Source organism: Streptomyces sp. NPDC057900 (assembly GCF_042887885.1).
In the GTDB taxonomy this organism is placed as follows: domain Bacteria; phylum Actinomycetota; class Actinomycetes; order Streptomycetales; family Streptomycetaceae; genus Streptomyces.
This window is the reverse complement of sequence record NZ_JBHVOI010000001.1, coordinates 309,118-326,935: the sequence shown is the minus strand read 5'-3', so window position 1 is coordinate 326,935 and position 17,818 is coordinate 309,118. Positions and strand designations below refer to the sequence as shown.

General features: G+C 73.5%; 14 protein-coding genes. 12 read left to right on the top strand and 2 right to left on the bottom strand.

All coding sequences use genetic code 11. From position 1 onward, the window contains the following. Positions 1-8 precede the first annotated feature (8 nt). Positions 9-188: a hypothetical protein gene (locus tag ACFVQ0_RS01270; protein WP_390083353.1), complete on the bottom strand. Its 180-nt coding sequence runs from the start codon at positions 186-188 to the stop codon at positions 9-11. A gap of 235 nt (positions 189-423) precedes the next feature. Between ACFVQ0_RS01270 and ACFVQ0_RS01265 the strand changes: the two genes are divergently transcribed. Then, positions 424-1,251, top strand: coding sequence for a hypothetical protein (locus ACFVQ0_RS01265; protein ID WP_390083351.1), 828 nt, complete (start codon positions 424-426; stop codon positions 1,249-1,251). Between the two features lie 68 nt (positions 1,252-1,319). Beyond that, positions 1,320-2,033, top strand: coding sequence for a class F sortase (locus ACFVQ0_RS01260; RefSeq protein ID WP_390083349.1), 714 nt, complete (start codon positions 1,320-1,322; stop codon positions 2,031-2,033). A gap of 762 nt (positions 2,034-2,795) precedes the next feature. On the opposite strand, the gene ACFVQ0_RS01255 is transcribed toward ACFVQ0_RS01260, so the two are convergent. Then, the gene (locus ACFVQ0_RS01255) at positions 2,796-4,154 is read right to left on the bottom strand and encodes a hydrolytic protein (protein WP_390083347.1); all 1,359 of its coding nucleotides are present in this window, start codon (positions 4,152-4,154) and stop codon (positions 2,796-2,798) included. A 367-nt stretch (positions 4,155-4,521) separates the two neighbouring features. Here ACFVQ0_RS01255 and ACFVQ0_RS01250 point away from each other — a divergent pair, with 367 nt between their 5' ends. The 10 genes from ACFVQ0_RS01250 (at position 4,522) to ACFVQ0_RS01205 (ending at position 17,788) form a co-directional block, all read left to right on the top strand. Beyond that, positions 4,522-5,244, top strand: a complete 723-nt coding sequence (locus tag ACFVQ0_RS01250) for a LuxR C-terminal-related transcriptional regulator (RefSeq protein WP_390083345.1) — start codon at positions 4,522-4,524, stop codon at positions 5,242-5,244. Positions 5,245-5,389: 145 nt separating this feature from the next. After that, on the top strand, positions 5,390-8,581 hold the full coding sequence (locus ACFVQ0_RS01245) for a hypothetical protein (RefSeq protein WP_390083343.1): 3,192 nt from the start codon (positions 5,390-5,392) through the stop codon (positions 8,579-8,581). Then, positions 8,578-9,282 carry a DUF4255 domain-containing protein gene (locus tag ACFVQ0_RS01240; RefSeq protein ID WP_311301574.1) on the top strand — a complete coding sequence of 235 codons (705 nt, stop codon included), beginning with the start codon at positions 8,578-8,580 and terminating at the stop codon, positions 9,280-9,282. Before ACFVQ0_RS01245 ends, ACFVQ0_RS01240 begins: the two co-directional genes overlap by 4 nt. A gap of 41 nt (positions 9,283-9,323) precedes the next feature. Beyond that, a complete protein-coding gene (locus ACFVQ0_RS01235) occupies positions 9,324-11,411 on the top strand; it encodes an ATP-binding protein (RefSeq protein WP_390085332.1) in 2,088 nt (695 codons plus the stop codon). Between the two features lie 185 nt (positions 11,412-11,596). Continuing rightward, positions 11,597-13,150, top strand: coding sequence for a phage tail sheath family protein (locus tag ACFVQ0_RS01230; protein WP_390083341.1), 1,554 nt, complete (start codon positions 11,597-11,599; stop codon positions 13,148-13,150). 34 nt (positions 13,151-13,184) lie between these two features. Continuing rightward, entirely contained in the window at positions 13,185-13,625 is a 441-nt protein-coding gene (locus ACFVQ0_RS01225; RefSeq protein ID WP_024494932.1) for a phage tail protein, read from the top strand. After that, the gene (locus ACFVQ0_RS01220) at positions 13,622-14,116 is read left to right on the top strand and encodes a hypothetical protein (RefSeq protein ID WP_390083339.1); all 495 of its coding nucleotides are present in this window, start codon (positions 13,622-13,624) and stop codon (positions 14,114-14,116) included. Before ACFVQ0_RS01225 ends, ACFVQ0_RS01220 begins: the two co-directional genes overlap by 4 nt. After that, on the top strand, positions 14,113-14,271 hold the full coding sequence (locus ACFVQ0_RS01215; RefSeq protein ID WP_185092612.1) for a DUF6760 family protein: 159 nt from the start codon (positions 14,113-14,115) through the stop codon (positions 14,269-14,271). Before ACFVQ0_RS01220 ends, ACFVQ0_RS01215 begins: the two co-directional genes overlap by 4 nt. A gap of 172 nt (positions 14,272-14,443) precedes the next feature. Beyond that, complete coding sequence (locus ACFVQ0_RS01210; protein WP_390083337.1) at positions 14,444-17,338, top strand: hypothetical protein; 2,895 nt, start codon at positions 14,444-14,446, stop codon at positions 17,336-17,338. A gap of 24 nt (positions 17,339-17,362) precedes the next feature. Beyond that, positions 17,363-17,788, top strand: coding sequence for a phage tail protein (locus tag ACFVQ0_RS01205; RefSeq protein ID WP_073733939.1), 426 nt, complete (start codon positions 17,363-17,365; stop codon positions 17,786-17,788). Positions 17,789-17,818 lie beyond the last annotated feature (30 nt).

The window sequence follows — 17,818 nt, the reverse complement described above, 5'->3', positions numbered from 1 at the left end:
GCCTCGCGTCAGCGCCTGCGCGAACTGCCACGCCCCCATCCGGTGCCGATGCCGCCCACGTGCAGGGCCAGGGCCGTGAGGCCGAGCAGCATCACGTTCACAGAGGAGAACGCGTCGTTCGTCGCGATGTCGGCGGCGTTGATCAGGAAGGCGATGAAGAAGAGCACAGCTGCGACGATTCCCAGCATGGTCGGGACTCCCTTTTCGATTCGGTGAAGTGCGGGTGCAGCCCGTGTGCCCGTCTTCCACACACCCATGTATCGACAGCACGTTCGATGTGTCGGGTCGTTGGCGATGACCGCCGGGCCGTCCGGCGGCCGTCCCGGACCAATCCGCTGCGCCGACGGCACCGAATAGACGACATCAGCGACCGAACGCGGTTCCGGTTCTGTGACCGGAACCGCCGGAAGGGGATGCGTCTTCGTGAATGCCCGCCGTACAACCCGTCTCACCGCCCTGCTGGCCGTACCCGCCGCGCTCACGCTCTGCGCGGCCGTGCCCGCCATGGCGCACGACGGCCATGCCGCCGGCAGCACGACGAAAGCCGCCGACGGGGACACGTACCAGATCGATCTGAACCAGCTGAACAACTCCGGCGCCAGTGGCACGGCCATGGTGAGCGTGGAGGGCGACAAGCTCACCGTGAAGATCGAGGCCGAGGGACTGGTGCCCGGCCAGCCGCACGCGCAGCACATCCACGGTTCGACCGACGGCCATGACTTCCGCTGCCCGGACATGAGCGCGGACAAGGACGGTGACGGCATCGTCAGCACGGCCGAGGGGCTGCCGGTGTACGGGGACATCAACATCTCCCTGACCACCAAGGGCGACACGTCCAAGGACAGCGGCCTGGCGGTCGACCGGATGCCCGTCGCGGACAAGGACGGGAAGCTGAGCTACTCCCGGACGATCCCGGTCTCGCACAGCGTTGCCGAGCACATCAAGGACCTGCACGTCGTCCAGCACGGCATCGACCCGAACGGCAACGCCAAGTACGACTTCGGCAAGGGGAAGAGCGAGCTCGACCCGAAGCTGCCGCAGGAGGCCACCGCCCCGGCGAGCTGCGGCATGGTCAAGGGCGCGGCCGTCGGCTCGATGCCCGCGGGTGGCGTCGAGACCGGTGGCGGGAGCACGGCGGGCGTGGAGTCGCCCGGCCTGTTCGCGGCGGGCGGCGCGGCCGTCCTCGCGGCAGGCGGGCTGTTCGTCGTACGGCGCCGGACGCGCACGGCGGACGCCCGGCACGACAGCTGAGACGCCCCGCACCGACGGACACCCCGTCGGATGCCCCGTAACGGCCGGACGCAGGGACAGGTGAAGCGATGAATGGGACAGCCGACGAAGGCGCGCACCGCACGAGGGTCCGGCGGCGCGACGTCACGCTCATCGCCCTCGCCGCCGCCCTGCTTCTGACCGGTGGGCTGCTGCTGGCGCTGGGAACCAGCCGGCAGCAGCCCGCTCCACCCCCCGCCTCCGACAAGGGCGGCCCGGTCGTCGCCACCGAACAGCCCCCGGCGACGCGGCAGGGGACGCACAGCGCGGCACCGTCCGGCAAGCCGCGCACCGCGGCGCTGCCCGCGTCCCGGCCCGTCAGCATCACGATTCCCTCGCTCAAGGTGACCTCCAGCCTGGAGGAGCTCGGCCTCGGCAAGGACCGGGCCATGGAGACGCCCCGGGACCCGGACAAGGCAGGGTGGTACCGGCCCGGAGCCACGCCCGGAGCTGTTGGGCCCGCCGTGATCGCGGGACATGTCACCTGGAACGGGGCCCCCGGGGTCTTCTTCGGCCTCGGCAAGCTCGGTCCCGGTGACCGGATCAGCGTCCGGCGCGCGGACGGGCGGACCGCCGACTTCACCGTCGACCGGACCGCGCTCTACCCCAAGGACCGGTTCCCCACCGTCGAGGTGTACCGCAACCTCGACCACGCCGGGCTCCGCCTCATCACCTGTGGCGGCGACTACTCCAAGGACGACAGCCGCTACGCGGACAACGTCGTCGTGTACGCCACGCTCACCGGCAGCCACGGCCATGCGTAGAGCGCGTGGAACGCGCAGGCGGGTGGGCACCGGCTTCGGCCGTACAGGTGAAGCCGGTGCCCAGTCCGCTCCGGTACCAATCCGGCGGCCCCGCGGCTCCGGATGACTGAGGGGCGGGGCTCACGGCGAGAGACCCGCCCCGGCCGCCCGGGGCCGGGCCGGTGATCGGCACGCATCCGGCCCCGGGCAGGCGTCACCCCACACGTGCAGCGGACCCGTCAGCGGGACCCAGCCACCGCACGGGACCTCGGTCCGGATCCGGTGCCATCGGATCCGGACCGAGTGCCGAGGAGCCGGAACTCCTTCGGTGGCCCCGTCGTCCGCCGCGCATGTCCCGTGCCGGCTCGACAGCCTCCACACATGAGCCGGAGCGGGACCGGCGGCCTGCCGGTGCCTGCAGCCGGCAGGCCGCATCCACCCCTCCGGGCCGTACGGAGTCGAAGCGCTTCCGTTCCCGCTCCCGGTCCCGGTCCGGGACTCGCACGTTGTCACGGCGAAAGTCGGCCAGTTTGTGACCGGCGGAGGTTCTTCCGGCCGCGGTGCGCGGAGCCGCCGGCGCCGCCCGCCGAGGACCCGGTCATGTGTCATGACGTGGGGGAAAGCCCCCGGATGGCCGCCGACTACGTCATCCCGGCACGCCGCCCCTGACCCCCCGTCGGTCCGCGGGCATGGACCGGGCCTGGTGTCGAATTTCAGACGAAACGATAAATCTGCCGTTTCGGACGACACCGCACTGGTCGATATTGTCCCGGAAGGCCTGGTTCATTGCTTGACGGGGCTGAGCACACCACTCACGTTCAGGACTTCGTGGCACTCCTGCGCCCGGCGTCCGGTGGCCGGTGTACCCGGCTTCGCACAGGTCACGTTGACGGTCACGGTGTCGTTCTCGGTGATCTTGATAGGGGTGACCCAGTGGTAGTCCTGGTTGCGGAAGGTCTCCAGCGCGATCGTGGTGATCTTCCGCTTGCCGAACGTGATCGTGAGCACCCCCTCGTCGCCCTGGAAGTTGGCGACGACGACGTCCGTGATCCCGAAGGCGTGGTCCTGCGGCACCTTGTACGTACCGGCGTTGCTCGTCCCGCCGGAGGTCTTCAGGTCGATGGTGGCCGAACTCTGCTGCCCGTCGCCCGTCGAGGTCCCGCCGCCGCCCGCGCCGGGCGTGGCCCCGGGGCTCGCGCCGGGCTGCGCACCCTTGTCGCCACCGGACGGATTGCCCTGCTCGCCGCCCGCACCGGTGCCCGGCGACTGGCTGTCCTGCGACCCGCCCGGATTGGGACGGGCCTGGACCTCCTTCGTGGCGGCCTCCTTCGCCGCGCTGCGCACCGCCGGACGGACCAGGGTGAACCAGGCGAGGAGCAGCGCGAGCAGCGCCGCGAGCACGGCCAGCAGCCACTTCGGGAAGATCGGGATCTGGACGAACTCCGCGTTCAGGGGCGGCCGGACGGCGGTCTCGTCACGCCACGCCTCCTCCTGCGCGGCGGATTCGGCGGGTTCGGCGGTCTCCGCGGCGTCCACGGTGAACGGCCACACCACCGGGGAGCCGAACCACACCGGCTTGCCCGTGCGGACCCGCAGCCGGATCTCCGCCGTCTCGCCGGGCTCCAGCTTCGGCTTCGCCGGGCTGAACGCGAACCGCAGCTCCTCGCCCGCCTGGCCCGGGGCGAAGCCCACCTCCGTCGGGGCGTTGCCCAGGTTGCGCACCGCGAGCCGGTAGCGGCCGCGCAGCCAGCCCCGCCTGCGGCGCGGCGCCAGCTCGGTGTGCAGCTCGCGGAACTTCTCGACGTGCACGGTGGTTTCCGGGACCCGCACCGACTCGGGGTGCTCGGCCGGCAGCACGCGCACGCCGAGCGGAATGTCACCGGGCCGGGTCTCCGGCGAACGCGGCGGATCCAGCCGGATCGTCACCGTCTCGGACGTGCCGGGATAGAGGGAGACCCGTGGGGGTTCCACGGTGGCCCAGGGGGCGCAGTCCCCGACGACCTCCAGGCTGTACGCCTCGACGATGTCGCTGTCGTTGCGGACGGTCAGGCTGGTGGTGGCGGTGCTGCCCGGCGCCACGGTCACCGCCGGGATGTCGAGGCCGGGCGCGCTGGGGCCGGAAGGGGCTGCAGAAGGCGTCACACCGTCACGGTAGGACCGCGGCACGTCCGCCGCGAGGAGCGCAAGGGCAAGACCCGGGCAGTCGCGGTGCCCGGGGAGTCAAGACCAACTCCACTGAACCGGTGAGCCGTTGATCCGTCCGGTCACCTCGCGGGCCGGCCGCCCGCATCCGTAACCGCCGTTGATCCGCTCTCACGTCCGCCGCTCCCACGCACTGCCACCCATGAACCACTCCTCACGAACCCTCCGCATTTCCTCTGCTCACGAACCCTCCCCGAACGAACTCTTCCCTCATGAACCCTCCGAACCTCCGAAACCCTCAGAACCCTCCGAACTTCAGAACTTCCGAACCATCTGCCCACGGACTCATGAAACAGGAACCCTGCCCATGACCTGCCCAGAGCAGTACCGTCCGGCCGTGTCCGTCACCGCACCACGTCTCTCCGCCCAGGCACCGGCCGCGCACCGGGCCTCCCCGTCCGACCGAGTGGAGCAGGTGACCGTCGCCGTGTACGCCGCCGACCCGGTCCTGCACGTCGGCGTCGTCCAGCAGTTACGCCGACGGCCCGAGGTCAGCCTCCTCGACGACGCCTCCGCGGAAGAGGCCCAGGTGTCGCTGGTCGTCGTCGACGCTGTCGACGACGACGTGGCGGCCCTGCTGCACCGGCTCCGGCACAACACCGCCACCCGCACCGGGCTCGTGGTCGGCACCCTCGGCGCGGGCGCGCTGCAACGCGTCATAGAGTGCGGCGTCTCCGCGGTACTGCGGCGCGCCGACGCGGGCCAGGACCAGCTTCTCCACCTGGTCCTGGCGATATCCAACGGCGAGGGCGTGCTCCCCGGCGACCTGCTGGGCAAGCTGCTCACCCATGTGGGCAGCCTCCAGCGCTCCGCTCTCGACCCGCGGAGCCTCTCGCTGTCCACGCTGACCACCCGCGAGGCGGACATGCTGCGCCTGGTCTCCGAAGGCCTGGACACCGTCGAGATAGCCCGCAAGACCGCCTACTCCGAACGGACCGTCAAGAACGTCCTGCACGAGATCATCACGCGGCTGCAACTGCGCAACCGGGCCCACGCGGTCGGCTACGCACTGCGCAACGGGCTGATCTGACGGCGTCGGGGCACCTCGGAACTGCCCGAAAGCGCACCGCACGTTTCCCCCGGGTACGTCCCCGCCGCCCTGCCGCACCGTACGAGAACCCGGCAGGGTGGCGGGGGAAAGCCCGAAACCGCACCAGACAGCGAGGTGGACCGTGATGCGCACCGCCGGCCCCGGTGGGCGGTTCCGCCCGGGAAGACTCGGGGCGTCGCTGCTGCTCCTGATCCCCCTGCTCGCGGTGACAACGGCCGCCGGGGAGGGCAGCGCGGACCCCAGGCCGCAGGCGGCCGATGCCTCGGCCACCCGGATCGCCTACGCCGGTACCCGGCACCGCAGCCTCGGCCGGGTGGAGAGCGACACCCACAGCGCACCGCTGTTCGGCGAGGGGCCGGTCCACTTCGACCTCCAGCCGTCCGCTCTCGGGGACCAGATGGTCTTCGTGAGCCGCCGCGACGAGAAGGCACCGCAGGTCTACCTGCGGACCGCCGACGGTTCGGTGCGCAAGCTGACCAGCGGCCGGTACGCCGGGCACCCCCAGCTGACACCGGACGGCAACTCCGTCGTGTTCGACTCCGCCGAGCCCGGGGGCGCGGACGGCGGCAAGCAGCGCGACCTGTGGATGGTGCGCACCGACGGGACCGGCCTCACCCGGCTCACCGACACCCCCTGGGACGAGGAGTGCCCGACGGTCTCCCCGGACGGGCAGCGCCTCGCGTACTCCGGTGGCAGTGACCCGGCGGCCGGTATGCAGATCTACGTACGGCCCCTGGCGGGCGGCGCCGACACCCGGGTGACGGACCCGGCCAACGGCGCGGCCACCGAGCCCGCCTGGAACCCGGTCGACGATCCCGCGCACCGCGACCTGATCGCGTACACCGCCGCCGGACCGCCGGGACCCCGGCTGCGGGTGACGGACGGGCGCACCGACGGGCCGCTGCTGGGGGGCGTACAGGCAGAGTGGCGTACCCACGGGGCAGCGTGGCTGCCCGACGGGAACGACGTGCTCTTCCTGAGCCCGGACCGCACCTGCGACTGCGAGGGCGACTGGGACCACGTGTTCCGGGTGACCGCGCACTCCGATGCCACACCCGAACTGGAGCTCAGCGAGGACCGCGAGGTCGAATCGCCCACCTGGACCGGCACGGTCCAGAACGGTGGTGTGGTGGTCGAGCGCATCTCCGCCGCCGGTCCGCACGAGGTGACGCTCCAGGACGCCCGCTCCGACGGTTCCGACCCCCGCGACCTGGGTCTGACCATCCTCAACGAGGACCCGGCCGCCGACACCGACACCGATCCCACCCACGACCCGCTCTTCCGCCCGTCCAAGGGGGACCCGTGGACCGAGCGGCAGAACTACACGCCCGACGGCCGCAGGATCGTGCTGACCCGCTTCGAGGGCACCCCGGAGCACCGGGTCGAGCGGATCTGGATGGCGGACGCCGACGGCACCCACGAGGCTTACATGAAACTCGACGGGCGCGGGCCGGACGACTGGGACACCGACCCGACGTTCTCCCCGGACGGCAAGTACCTGGCCTTCACCCGGACTTCGCCGGGCGGCGTGGGTGCCGCGGCGGGACCCAGCAGCATCCTGATCGCGGATGTCGCGACCGGCGAGATCCGCGACCGGATCACCGCGCCGGCCGGGCAGCCCCAGGGCGGCGACGCCCAGCCCACCTGGTCCTCCGACGGCACCACCCTGGCCTTCACCCGCAACCAGGTGATCGACGGGGGCGGCGGCAACAAGCACATCTGGACCGTGCCGGTGAACAACCTGGCCGCGCAGCGCGACCTGAGCGCCGCGTTCTGCCCCGGGAACTGCAAGGTCATCGACGACAGCCCGGCGTTCTCCCCGGACGGGCTCGGCATCGCCTTCAACCGGAAGAACGGCGGCGGCCTGACCGACCAGCGCAACGGCATCCTGCTGACCTCCCTCGCCGCCGACAGCTGCCAGGTGCTGCTGCCGGAGGCCGCCCACAACGTCCCCGACGGCTGCCGCCAGGAACTGCCGGACACCTCCCGCACCGGCCCCTTCCAGCCGCGCGACGCCGCCTGGACGGCCGACGGCACGGGCCTGGTCCTCAGCTCCCGCGAGGCGCTCCCGGCCAACAGCCCGGAAAAGCTCTACCTGCTGGACATCGCGACCTGCGCCCTCAGCCCGCTCACCACCGGCCTTCCGGGACGTCAGAAGGAACCCAGCGTCCAGCAGTCCGTGGACCTCGCGGTGCACGCGCCCGGCAACGTCCCGGCGGTGGCCGTCGGCCGCTCCACGACGGTCCCCGTCGACGTGGTGAACAACGGCCCCGCCGCCTCCCCGGGCACCCGGCTGACCATCGCCCCACCGCCCGGCGCCCGGATCACCGGACTCACCTGGCCCGGCGGCACCTGCGACGCCGCCTCCCTCCAGTGCGATGTCGGACTGGTGCGGCCCGGCACCACGGTCCGGGTGAGCGTCACCCTCGTCGGAGTCACCCCCGGCGACGCCCCGTTCGACTGGTCGGTCACCGGCGCCGTACAGGACCCGCTGCCCAGCGACAACGCCTCCCGGACGGTGGTGCCGGTGCGCGAGGACACCCCGCCCCCGACAACGACACCGGAGCCGCCGACACCCACCCGCGCGCCTCCCACCACCGAGCCGCCCCCCGCCACCACACCGCCCACCACCACACCGCCCACCGTGCCCCCGGCACCTCCCGCGCCCGCCGCCGGACCCTCGGTGCGCGTCACGGCGCAGCCCAACCCCGGCTACGTCGGCGGACGCGTCGTCGTGACGTACACCGTGCGCAACGGCCGTGAGGCACTGGCGACCGGGCTGAGGCTGAAGGTCGGCCTGCCCCGGTCCGTCCCGAACAGCGGACCACCGGCGGGCTGCGACCGCTCATGGGTGTGCGCGCTGCCGGACCTGACACCGGGCGCCAGCACCGTCGTCCGCGTCGTCCTCAGCCCCGACAAGGCCCTGAGCAGCACCGTCACCGGCCTGCTCACCACCACCGGCACCGACGCCGACAGGAGCGACAACACCGCGAGGCAGCCACTGCGCGTCCTCCAGCCGCGCATCGTCGCGGTCCCGCCGATCGGCAAGCCCGGCTTCGTCACCTCGGTGCGCGGCAAGGACTTCCCGCCCGGGGCGCCGGTGCGGTTCACCTGGAAGCCGGGCATCACCGCCGCGGCCGCGCCGACCGTCCCGCAGCCCGACGGCACGTTCATCGGCCAGCTGCTCATCCTCGCCAAGGACGAGACCGGACCGCGCGTCATCACGGCCAGGGGGCCCGGGTTCTCAGCCGTGAAGACCGACTTCCTGGTGGTCATCGGCAACTGGCAGCCGCCCGGCGAGATGACCCGCCGGTGATCCACGAGGTCGACGAGGCGATGCGCCGCCTGCTCAGTGAGTCCGGACTGGAGGCATCGGGCGTCGAAGTGGTCTTCGACGCCCCCACCAAGGACTGGGCGGCACGCCGTAACGCCCCCACCGTCTGCGTCTTCCTGTACGACATCCGGGAGGACGCCACCCGGCGCGGCAGCGGCGCGGGGGAGGTGTACGACGCGGACGGGCACCTGGTCGCGCGCCGCACCCCGCCGCGCTGGTTCGAGCTGACCTACCTGGTGACGGCATGGGCGAGCCGCCCGCAGGACGAACACCGGCTGCTCTCGCAGGTGCTCGCCTGCCTGGTGGCCACCGACACGCTGCCCGCCCGGCTGCTCACCGGCACACTCGCCGAACTCGGCCTGACCGTCAGCCTGGACACCGCCGGGGGCAGGCTCGACGCCCCGGCCGCGTCGGATGTCTGGTCGGCGCTCGGCGGCGAGCTGAAGGCATCGCTCGGGGTACTGGTGCGGGCACCGCTCGCCGGAGTCAGCACGGTCGTCGCGCCGCCGGTCACCGAAGGGCTCGTCGTGCGCTCCGCCGCCCGGAACGAGAACGGGGACGCGGTGCCGGGACGGCGGCTGCGCTATACGGGAACGAGCGAGGCCGGACCGGACGGCTTCGCCGGACCGCGTGAGCGGCGGCCCGCCCCCGCCCGCCGCCGCCGGGGGGACCGTCAGCCGTGACCCACACCGTCGAACCCACTGTCCTCGCCGGGCCAGGCCCCGTGAGCCGGTACGCGGACCGGCCGGACTTCCGGCCGGATGCCGAGGCGGCGCACCTCTGGGCGCGGCTCAGCCTGGTCGAGGAGCGCGTGCGGCGCGCCGTGGAGGACCGTCGCGGTGCCGACCCCGATCCCGACGACCCTTACCGGGGCCAGTACTTCACCCCCGAGGCGATCACCCGCATCCTGGACGGGCCGGGCGGCCTCGGCATACCCGCCCAGGAGCCCTGGCAGCCCCCGCCCGGCTCGGTACTCGAAGGTCTCGCCGTGCGGTTCGGCCTGTCCCCGCTGGACCTGGACCTGCTCCTGATCGCGGTGGCCCCGGACCTGGACGCCCGGTTCGAACGGTTCTACGGCTACCTCAACGACGACCTGACGCGCCGGCGCCCCACGGTCGGTCTCGCCCTTGAGCTGTGCGGGCTGGCCGGCGCGGCGCCCGCCCGGTTCCGGCTCGCACCCGGAGCACCGCTCGTCGAGGGCGGCCTGATCGTGGTCACCGAGCCGGAACGGCCGCCGCTCTCCCGCGTCCTGGCCGCCCCCGACCGGGTGTCCGGGCACCTCCTGGGCAACGCGCACCCCGACGCCCGGCTCGCCGGGGTGCTCGGCGAGACCGCTGAGGACCCCACCGCGGAGGCGGCGGACATCCAGCGGGCCGCGGCCGCCGCCGGCAGCGGCACCGGCCTGGTCCACCTGCGCAGCCGGGGCGGCGACGCAGAGGGACTGGCCACCGCGGCGTTGCGCGCGGCCGGGCTGCGACCGCTCGTCCTGGACGCGGCGGCGCTCGCCCGGCGCTCCGGCGATGTGCCGGAACTCGCCGGGACGACCGCCCGCGAAGCCCGGCTGACCGGCTCCGGGGTCGTCCTCGGACCGGTGGAGGCGCTGCCCGCGGAACCCGCCGAACGGACCCGGACGCTGGGGGCGTTGTGCGCGGCGCTGCGGGGAATCCCGCTGTTCACGCACGGCACCACCGGCTGGGACCCGGCGTGGGCGGCCGACGCGCCCGTCGTCCTGACCGTGCCGGCGCCGTCCCCCGAGCGGCAGGCCGCGCGCTGGCGGCACGCCCTCGACCGGGCCGTCGGCGAAGGCCCCGTGACCGCTGACGCCGAGGAGCTCGCCCCGGCGGTCGCCGCGCACCGTCTGGACGCCGGGCAGCTGCGCCGCGCCGCGGCGGCGGCGGTCCGCACCGCCGCCCTGGCCGGCGGCCCGGTCCGCCCCGAGGACCTGCAGAGCGCCGTACGCGCCCAGAACGGCGCGGGGCTCGACCGGCTCGCCCGCCGGGTCGAGCCGGGCGTCGGCTGGGACGACCTGGTTCTCCCCCCGCTCACCCACCGGCGGTTGCGCGAACTCGCGCTGCGCGCCCGCCACCGGGAGCAGGTGCTGGGCCAGTGGGGGATGCGGCCCGGCGGCGGCCGGGGGCGTGGCGTGATCGCGCTGTTCGCGGGCGAGTCGGGGACCGGCAAGACCATGTCCGCCGAGGTCGTCGCGGCCGATCTGGGCATGGACCTGTACGTGGTGGACCTGTCCACGGTCGTCGACAAGTACGTCGGGGAGACCGAGAAGAACCTGGAGCGGATCTTCACCGAGGCGTCCGCGGTCAACGCGGTCCTGCTCTTCGACGAGGCCGACGCGATCTTCGGCAAGCGCTCCGAGGTGAAGGACGCCCACGACCGGCACGCGAACATCGAGTCGGCGTACCTGCTCCAGCGCATGGAGTCGTTCGACGGGATCGCCGTGCTGACCACCAATCTGCGGGCCAACCTGGACGAGGCGTTCACCCGCCGCCTGGACGTGGTCGCGGACTTCCCGGTGCCCGACTCCGGCCAGCGCCTCGCCCTCTGGGACCGGTGCCTGGGAGACCGGCTGCCCCGGGCCGACGACCTGGACCTCGGCTTCTGCGCGGACCGGTTCGAACTGGCCGGCGGCTCGATCCGGGCCTGCGCGGTGACCGCGGCGTACCTGGCGGCGGAGTCCGGCGGCCCGCTCACCATGCGCCAGGTGGTGACCTCGGTCGTGCAGGAGTACCGCAAGCTCGGACGGCTGGTCCTGGAGGGCGAGTTCGGCCCGTACATGACCGAGGCCGCGGGCGCCTGAGGCGCGTACGGCCTCGGACCGGGCCGCCACCACCCGCCACCTGGCCCGGAAGGCCAGCGCGGAGCGTCCCGGAAAGGCAGCGGTCTTGCCCCCGGCCAGGTCCGCGGGTCCCTGTCGCGGTGGCGGGCCGGCAGCGAAGACTCGGCCTGGACACAGGTGACCCGTAAGGACGCGAAGGAGCGAGTATGCCGACGTACCTCACCCCGGGTGTGTACGTGGAGGAGGTGCAGTCCGGTGCCCGACCGATCGAAGGGGTCGGCACCGCCGTCGCCGCGTTCGTGGGGTTTGCCCAGAACGGACCGTTCCACGCACCGACACTGGTGACCTCATGGGACCAGTACACCCAGCTGTTCGGCGGATTCGCGGAGGGTACCTACCTGCCCCACGCGGTCTACGGATACTTCGCCAACGGCGGGGGCGCCGCGTACGTGGTCCGGATCGGCGGACCCGCGGAGGGTGGATCGCCGGCCGACGGCGACCGGGGGTCGCAGCCCAGGGCGGCCGAGCCGGTCGAGCTCGGCGGCTTCCTGATCGCGGCCCGGCCGGGCGTCTCCGGGGTGTCGGTGGAGATCGCCGACGCGGACGGCGAGAACCCGCCGGAGGACCGCTTCAAGGTCCTGGTCCGCCAGGGCGACAAGGTCGTGGAGACGTACGAGGCCTCGACCCGCAAGAACGTCAAGGGGTACCTCGTCACCCAGACGCGTTCCTCCACCCTCATCGCGGTCACCGAGCAGCGCAACGCCACCCAGAGCAAGCCCGCCGGCCAGACCGTGGCCGTGCCCGACGCCCCGGCCGAGCCCGCCGCGTCCGGCTCCGGTGAAGTGGCGCGCCTCGACGCGTCGGAGTACGTCGGCGACGCCGCCGCCCGCACCGGCTTCGGCGGCCTGGAGGCCATCGACGAGATCACCATGGTCTCGGTCCCCGACCTGATGAGCGCCCACCAGCGCGGCGACATCGACGCGGAGGGCGTGCGGACGGTGCAGCTCGCCGTGATCGCGCACTGCGAGCAGATGGGCGACCGGGTCGCCATCCTGGACACCCCGCCCGGACTCTCCGCCCAGCAGGTGCGCACCTGGCGCAACGACGAGGCGGGCTACGACTCCCGGTACGCCACCCTCTACTACCCGTGGGTGCGGGTCTTCGACCCGGCCGCGGGCCGCAACACCACTGTTCCGCCCAGCGGTCATATCGCCGGTGTGTGGGCGCGCAGCGACGCCGAGCGCGGCGTGCACAAGGCGCCCGCCAACGAGGTGATCCGCGGCGCCGTGGATCTGGAACTGCGGCTCAGCAAGGGCGAGCAGGACCTGCTGAACCCGATCGGCGTGAACTGCGTGCGCGCCTTCTCCGGCCGGGGCGTCCGGGTGTGGGGTGCCCGCACCCTCTCCTCCGATCCGGCATGGCGCTACCTGAACGTGCGCCGGCTCTTCAACTACCTGGAGGAATCCATCCTCCTGGGCACCCAGTGGGTCGTCTTCGAGCCGAACGACGACCGGCTCTGGTCGAGCATCCGACGCAACGTCACCGCGTTCCTCACCGAGGAATGGCGCAGGGGCGCGCTGTTCGGCCGCACCGCCGAAGAGGCGTTCTACGTGCGGTGCGACCGCGACAACAACCCGCAGGAGTCCATCGACCAGGGCCGGGTCATCTGTGAGATCGGCGTCTCGCCGGTCAAGCCCGCGGAGTTCGTGGTGTTCCGGCTGGCTCAGTTCTCCGACACCACCAGCCTCATCGACGAGTGACCCGCGGGTCAGCAAAGAAAGGTGACAGACAGTCATGGCAGAGGGCGATGCTCTTTCCACCCACGTCTTCGGCGTGCAGCTCGGCGGCTACCTGGTCGAGTCGATTCAGGAGATCAGCGGACTGACCGTCGAGGAGGAGGTCGTCGAGGTCCGTCAGGTCAGCGCGGAGGGCAAGCAGATCATCCGCAAGCAGCCCGGCGCCCGGCAGGCCGGCGAGGTCACGATCACCCGTGGACTCGACCAGAGCAGTGAGTTCACCTCGTGGATCAAGGAGACCCTGAACAAGGGTGCCGTGGACGCCGCGCGGCAGAACCTCACCATCGAGATCAAGGACTCGGAGGGCAGCACGGTCCGGCGCATCCAGCTGATGCAGGGCTGGGCCTCGAAGTGGGAGGGCCCGTCGCTCAAGGCGGGCGAGTCCGCCGCGGCCACCGAGTCCGTCACGATCGTCTTCGAGGAGATCGTCGTCGAATGAGGCGTCGTACGGTGTCCGCGGGCAACCTGGAGGAGATCCTCCAGGCGACGGAGCCCGCCCCGGTACCGGAGCAGGCGGCGGCGGCCCCCGCCGCCGCCCCGCCGCCCCGGGAGGACCGCGGACTGCGCACCGAGTTCGAGTTCGAGCTCCCGCGCGGATACGTGGACGAGGCGGGCACGGTGCACCGGCACGGCTCGATGCGCCTGGCGACCGCCCGTGACGAGCTGCGGCCCCAGATCGACCTGCGGGTCAAGGAGAACCCGGCGTACCTGAGCGTGGTGCTGCTCAGCCAGGTGATCACCCGGCTCGGCGCGATCACCGATGTGCACGCCGGGGTGGTGGAGCGGATGTACGCCACCGACGTGGCGTTCCTCCAGGACTTCTACCGCCGCGTCAACAGCGAGGGCCACACGCGGGCGGCGGTGACCTGCCCGCACTGCGAGGGCGGCTTCGAGGTCGACCTCTCGGGTGGGCGCCTGGGGGAATCGTGACGTACGCCCTTCCCCGGCTCCGGGAGGAGATCGCGTACATCGCCTACCACTTCCACTGGCAGCGCGAGGAGATCCTCGACCTGACGCACGGCGAGCGCCAGGAGTGGGTATCCGAGATTGCCCGAATCAACACCCGTGTGAACGAAGGCGGTTGAGCGCATGGCATGGCGGGACAGGCTGCGCCGCCGGACTGCCGGACCCGACACCGCGGACCGTTCACGGGCTACGGAGCGAGCCGGCCTGTCCGGCAACGCCGGGGGCCGGGGCGAATCCGCTAGCTCGGCCGCCTCCGGTGGTCCGACTCCTTCCGGCGGTCCGGCTCCCTCCGTGCCCGGGGACTGGGACGGCGGCTGGCGCCGCACCGCGCCGCCGCAGCTGACCGTGGCCCGCGCCCCGCTCGGCGTCAGCGACGGCCTCGCCTTCCGCGACGGCCTGGCGGCCTGGCAGAACCCGTCGTTCGACGCCGGTCTCGGTCACGCCCTGCTGCCCACCGCCCCGACCGGTCTGGTGCGCGGCGTCACGCCACCCGCCGCCCCGCAGGCCACCCGCACCGGCCGGGGCCCACTGCTGCTCCGCGCCCTGCGCACAGAGGAGCCGACCGGCCCGGAGAGCGTCACATCCCAGGCCGCCGCGCCCGACACGGGGAGCGCGGACGGCGGTACGCGGACGCCTCCCGCCCGGACGCCGACTGCCCGGACGCCGCAGGTCTCGCGCCGGACGCGTCCGGGGTCGGCGTCGAGCACCGGAACCGGAACGGTGGCTACGGGCCCCGGCCCGGCGCCCGCCGAGGCCCGTCCCGGCGGTAACAGCCCGGCGGGTGAACGCCGTTCGGGCGGAACGTCCCGCACCGGCCGGGGCATCACGTCCGCGGATTCCCCCGCCACGCTCCGTCCGTCGCACCCGCCTGTCCAGCGTGCGGTGGACCCGGCGACCGGACCCGTCGTGACCCCCACGGACACTGCCAACGGCCGGGTGGCCTCCACTCCGGACATCCCGCTGGTACGCCGCGTGTCCGTGGTCCCGGGCGCAGCCGCCGCCCCGGCCCGGTCCGCCACCGGTGGAAGCGCCTCGCGGACACCGTCCGGCGCGTCCGGGCCGCACCAGGCGCGCGGGTCCCGGCCGACCGCCGGTTCCGGCCGCCGTACGCCGTCCGGCCCGGCCGTCCAGCGCTCCGCGACCGGGACGCCGGGGCCACAGCCCGAGCGGGGAGACGGACCGTCGGAGTCGTCCCGCGCCCCGGAGGCATTCCGCGCGCCGAGGGCCGAGAGGGCCGAGGTGTCCCGCCAGGCCGTACGTACCCGCCCCGTCGGTCCGTTGCCGACCGTCGCCCGGCGTCCGGCCGGACCCGTGCGTCGGCTTCCGGCCCTGCGCCCCGCCAACTCCCCGGCAACCGGTGACCGGGCCACCCCGGACGCACCCGGCCCCGACTCCACCGCACCCGCGCGGGCAGGGTCGGGGACGCGCCCGGCGGCGCCCGTACAGCGAGCCCCCGGCCGCGCGCCTCTCGGTGCGCCGATGAGTGAACTGCCTTCCACAGCAACGCCGTTGGTGGCCGAAGCGAAGGCTGTTCCGCCGACCGCACGTACCGCCTCCGCCCCCGGCCCGGCGCTGCCCGTGGTCCAGCACCACTCGGATACAACGGCCGGTGCCCCGGCCCCCAGCACTCCGAGCGCCCCCACGAAGCGAGCGGAGACCCCGGCCCGTGCGACTCCGGCCCGTGCGACTCCGGAACGCGCGACTCCGGGCCGTACGACTTCAGACCGCACGAGTTCAGACCGTACGACTCCGGGCCGTACGGCTCCGGACCGTCGCCCGGGCGCCCGTGCGCGCGGTGGCCTGGGCGCGCCGTTGTCCGAGCTGCCGCCCACCGCAGGCCTGCCGGGCGCGACCGGGTCCGGTGCCCGGCTGCCCCGTACAGCTCCCGGCCCCGACATCCAGCGTGCCCCGGCCCGTAGTGGCAGTACGTCCGCCGCGCCCCCGGCGCTGCCCACGGTGGACGGGAACCGGGCAGAGGCCAAGGACGCGCCGTTGCTGGGCGCCTCCGCGGGGAACACCCGAGGCGCCGATACGCCGTCGGGTGGTTCCGGGCCCGGCACTTCGGGTTCCGACAGCCTGGGCTACGGCAAGCAGCGGCCCGAGGACAGCGGCACCGCCGCTCCCGCCCCCGTCGTCGTCGCCCGCGCCCTCGCACCGGGCAACGCGAGCCCCGCACCTGCCGCAATTACCGCGAGCACCGCAGGCGCCAGAGGGATCGCAGGCGCCGTGACCACCGCTGGCGCCCCGCCCATGAGCACCGTCGGCCCGCACCCCTTCACCGTGGCCCGCGCCGGAGCCCACGCCGCGCCGGAGCCGCCCCGCACCCTCTCGCTGCTCGCCGCGCGCCCGCTCGGCCTGAACACCCGGGCCCCGGACGGCGTGGCGGCCCCCGTGGCCGCCCGCCCCGCCGGCCGCCCCGTGGTGGCGGCGCGCTGGCCCGGCGCACCGGCCCCGCATCGCAGTGGCCCCGCGCAGCCGTCGCAGGGATCGCCGTCCGTGGCCGCCCCGGCGCCCCAGGTCCAGCGCGCCGCCACCGGAGGCTCCGGAGCGCAGACAGGGGCGGCCGAGCGCGGCGTGCGGAACAACGGCACTTCGCAGTCCGTCCAGCGCGTCCCGGTTGTCCGGCCCGCGCCGCTCGGCCGGGGAACGGCCGGCGCATCGGCAGGCCCGGTTCCGGCAGGCGTCGCACCGGCAGGCGCCGCACCGGCAGGGCGGCCCGTACCCGTACGGCCCCTGCCGGTGACCGCCCCGCAGGCGCAGGCGCTCGCGGGCCGACCGCCGGGCTCGCCGGCACCGGCACGGACGCCCGCGGGCACCGTCCCCGTGGTCCGGCCGAGGTCCACCCCGCCGACGGGCCCGGCGCCCCCGGTCCAGCGCGACGTGACCGGTGCGAGCGACGGCTCCGTACCCAACGGCTCCGTCCCTGAGAGCTCCGGGTCGAACGGCTCCGCGTCCAACGGCCCCGCGCCCAACGCCGCATCGCCCAAAGCGGATTCACAGCGGTCGGGCACGACATCATCCGGCACCGGCAGCGGTGGGGGCGGGGCCGCAGGTCTACCGCAAGGATCCGGGGCCGAGTTGGACGAGCTGGCGCGCCGCCTGCTCGACCCAGTGGCCCGGCTGCTGCGCACCGAACTGCGGCGTGGCCGGGACCGCACGGGCCGTCCCTACGACGGACGCCGCTGAGAGCACGGAACGGATGACGGAGCAATGACAGACAGTATCTTCGCGACCAGCGTGTTCTTCCGGCTCGCGATCGCCGGGAACGACCTCGGGGCCTTCCACACCTGCTCGGGCATGGGCGCGGAGGTGGAGATGGAGACCTATGCCGAAGGCGGCAACAACGGCTTCACCTGGCAACTGCCCGGACGCGTGAGCTGGTCGAACATCACGCTCACCAGGCCGGTCACCACCGACACGGCGAAGATCGGCCGCTGGCTCGACGAGACGCTGCGGCGGGTGGAGCCCAAGGACGGCGAGATCGTCGCGCTGAAACCGGACCTGACCAGGATCATCAGCTGGCAGGTCTTCGGAATCGTCCCGGTCCGCTGGCAGGGGCCGTCCTTCGACCCCGCACGGTCGGAGGCGGCGGTGGAGACCCTGGAGATCGCCCACCAGGGGCTGCGCCCTTCCTGACCCCCGGCCCACCCCCGGCCTCAAGCCCCA

What these genes read in the sequence shown, in the direction of transcription:
- ACFVQ0_RS01270 (WP_390083353.1), bottom strand. Translation starts at nt 188, where the DNA reads ATGCTGGGAATCGTCGCAGCTGTGCTCTTCTTCATCGCCTTCCTGATC.
- ACFVQ0_RS01260 (WP_390083349.1), top strand. Translation starts at nt 1,320, where the DNA reads ATGAATGGGACAGCCGACGAAGGCGCGCACCGCACGAGGGTCCGGCGG.
- ACFVQ0_RS01250 (WP_390083345.1), top strand. Translation starts at nt 4,522, where the DNA reads ATGACCTGCCCAGAGCAGTACCGTCCGGCCGTGTCCGTCACCGCACCA.
- ACFVQ0_RS01245 (WP_390083343.1), top strand. Translation starts at nt 5,390, where the DNA reads ATGCGCACCGCCGGCCCCGGTGGGCGGTTCCGCCCGGGAAGACTCGGG.
- ACFVQ0_RS01230 (WP_390083341.1), top strand. Translation starts at nt 11,597, where the DNA reads ATGCCGACGTACCTCACCCCGGGTGTGTACGTGGAGGAGGTGCAGTCC.
- ACFVQ0_RS01225 (WP_024494932.1), top strand. Translation starts at nt 13,185, where the DNA reads ATGGCAGAGGGCGATGCTCTTTCCACCCACGTCTTCGGCGTGCAGCTC.
- ACFVQ0_RS01220 (WP_390083339.1), top strand. Translation starts at nt 13,622, where the DNA reads ATGAGGCGTCGTACGGTGTCCGCGGGCAACCTGGAGGAGATCCTCCAG.
- ACFVQ0_RS01205 (WP_073733939.1), top strand. Translation starts at nt 17,363, where the DNA reads ATGACAGACAGTATCTTCGCGACCAGCGTGTTCTTCCGGCTCGCGATC.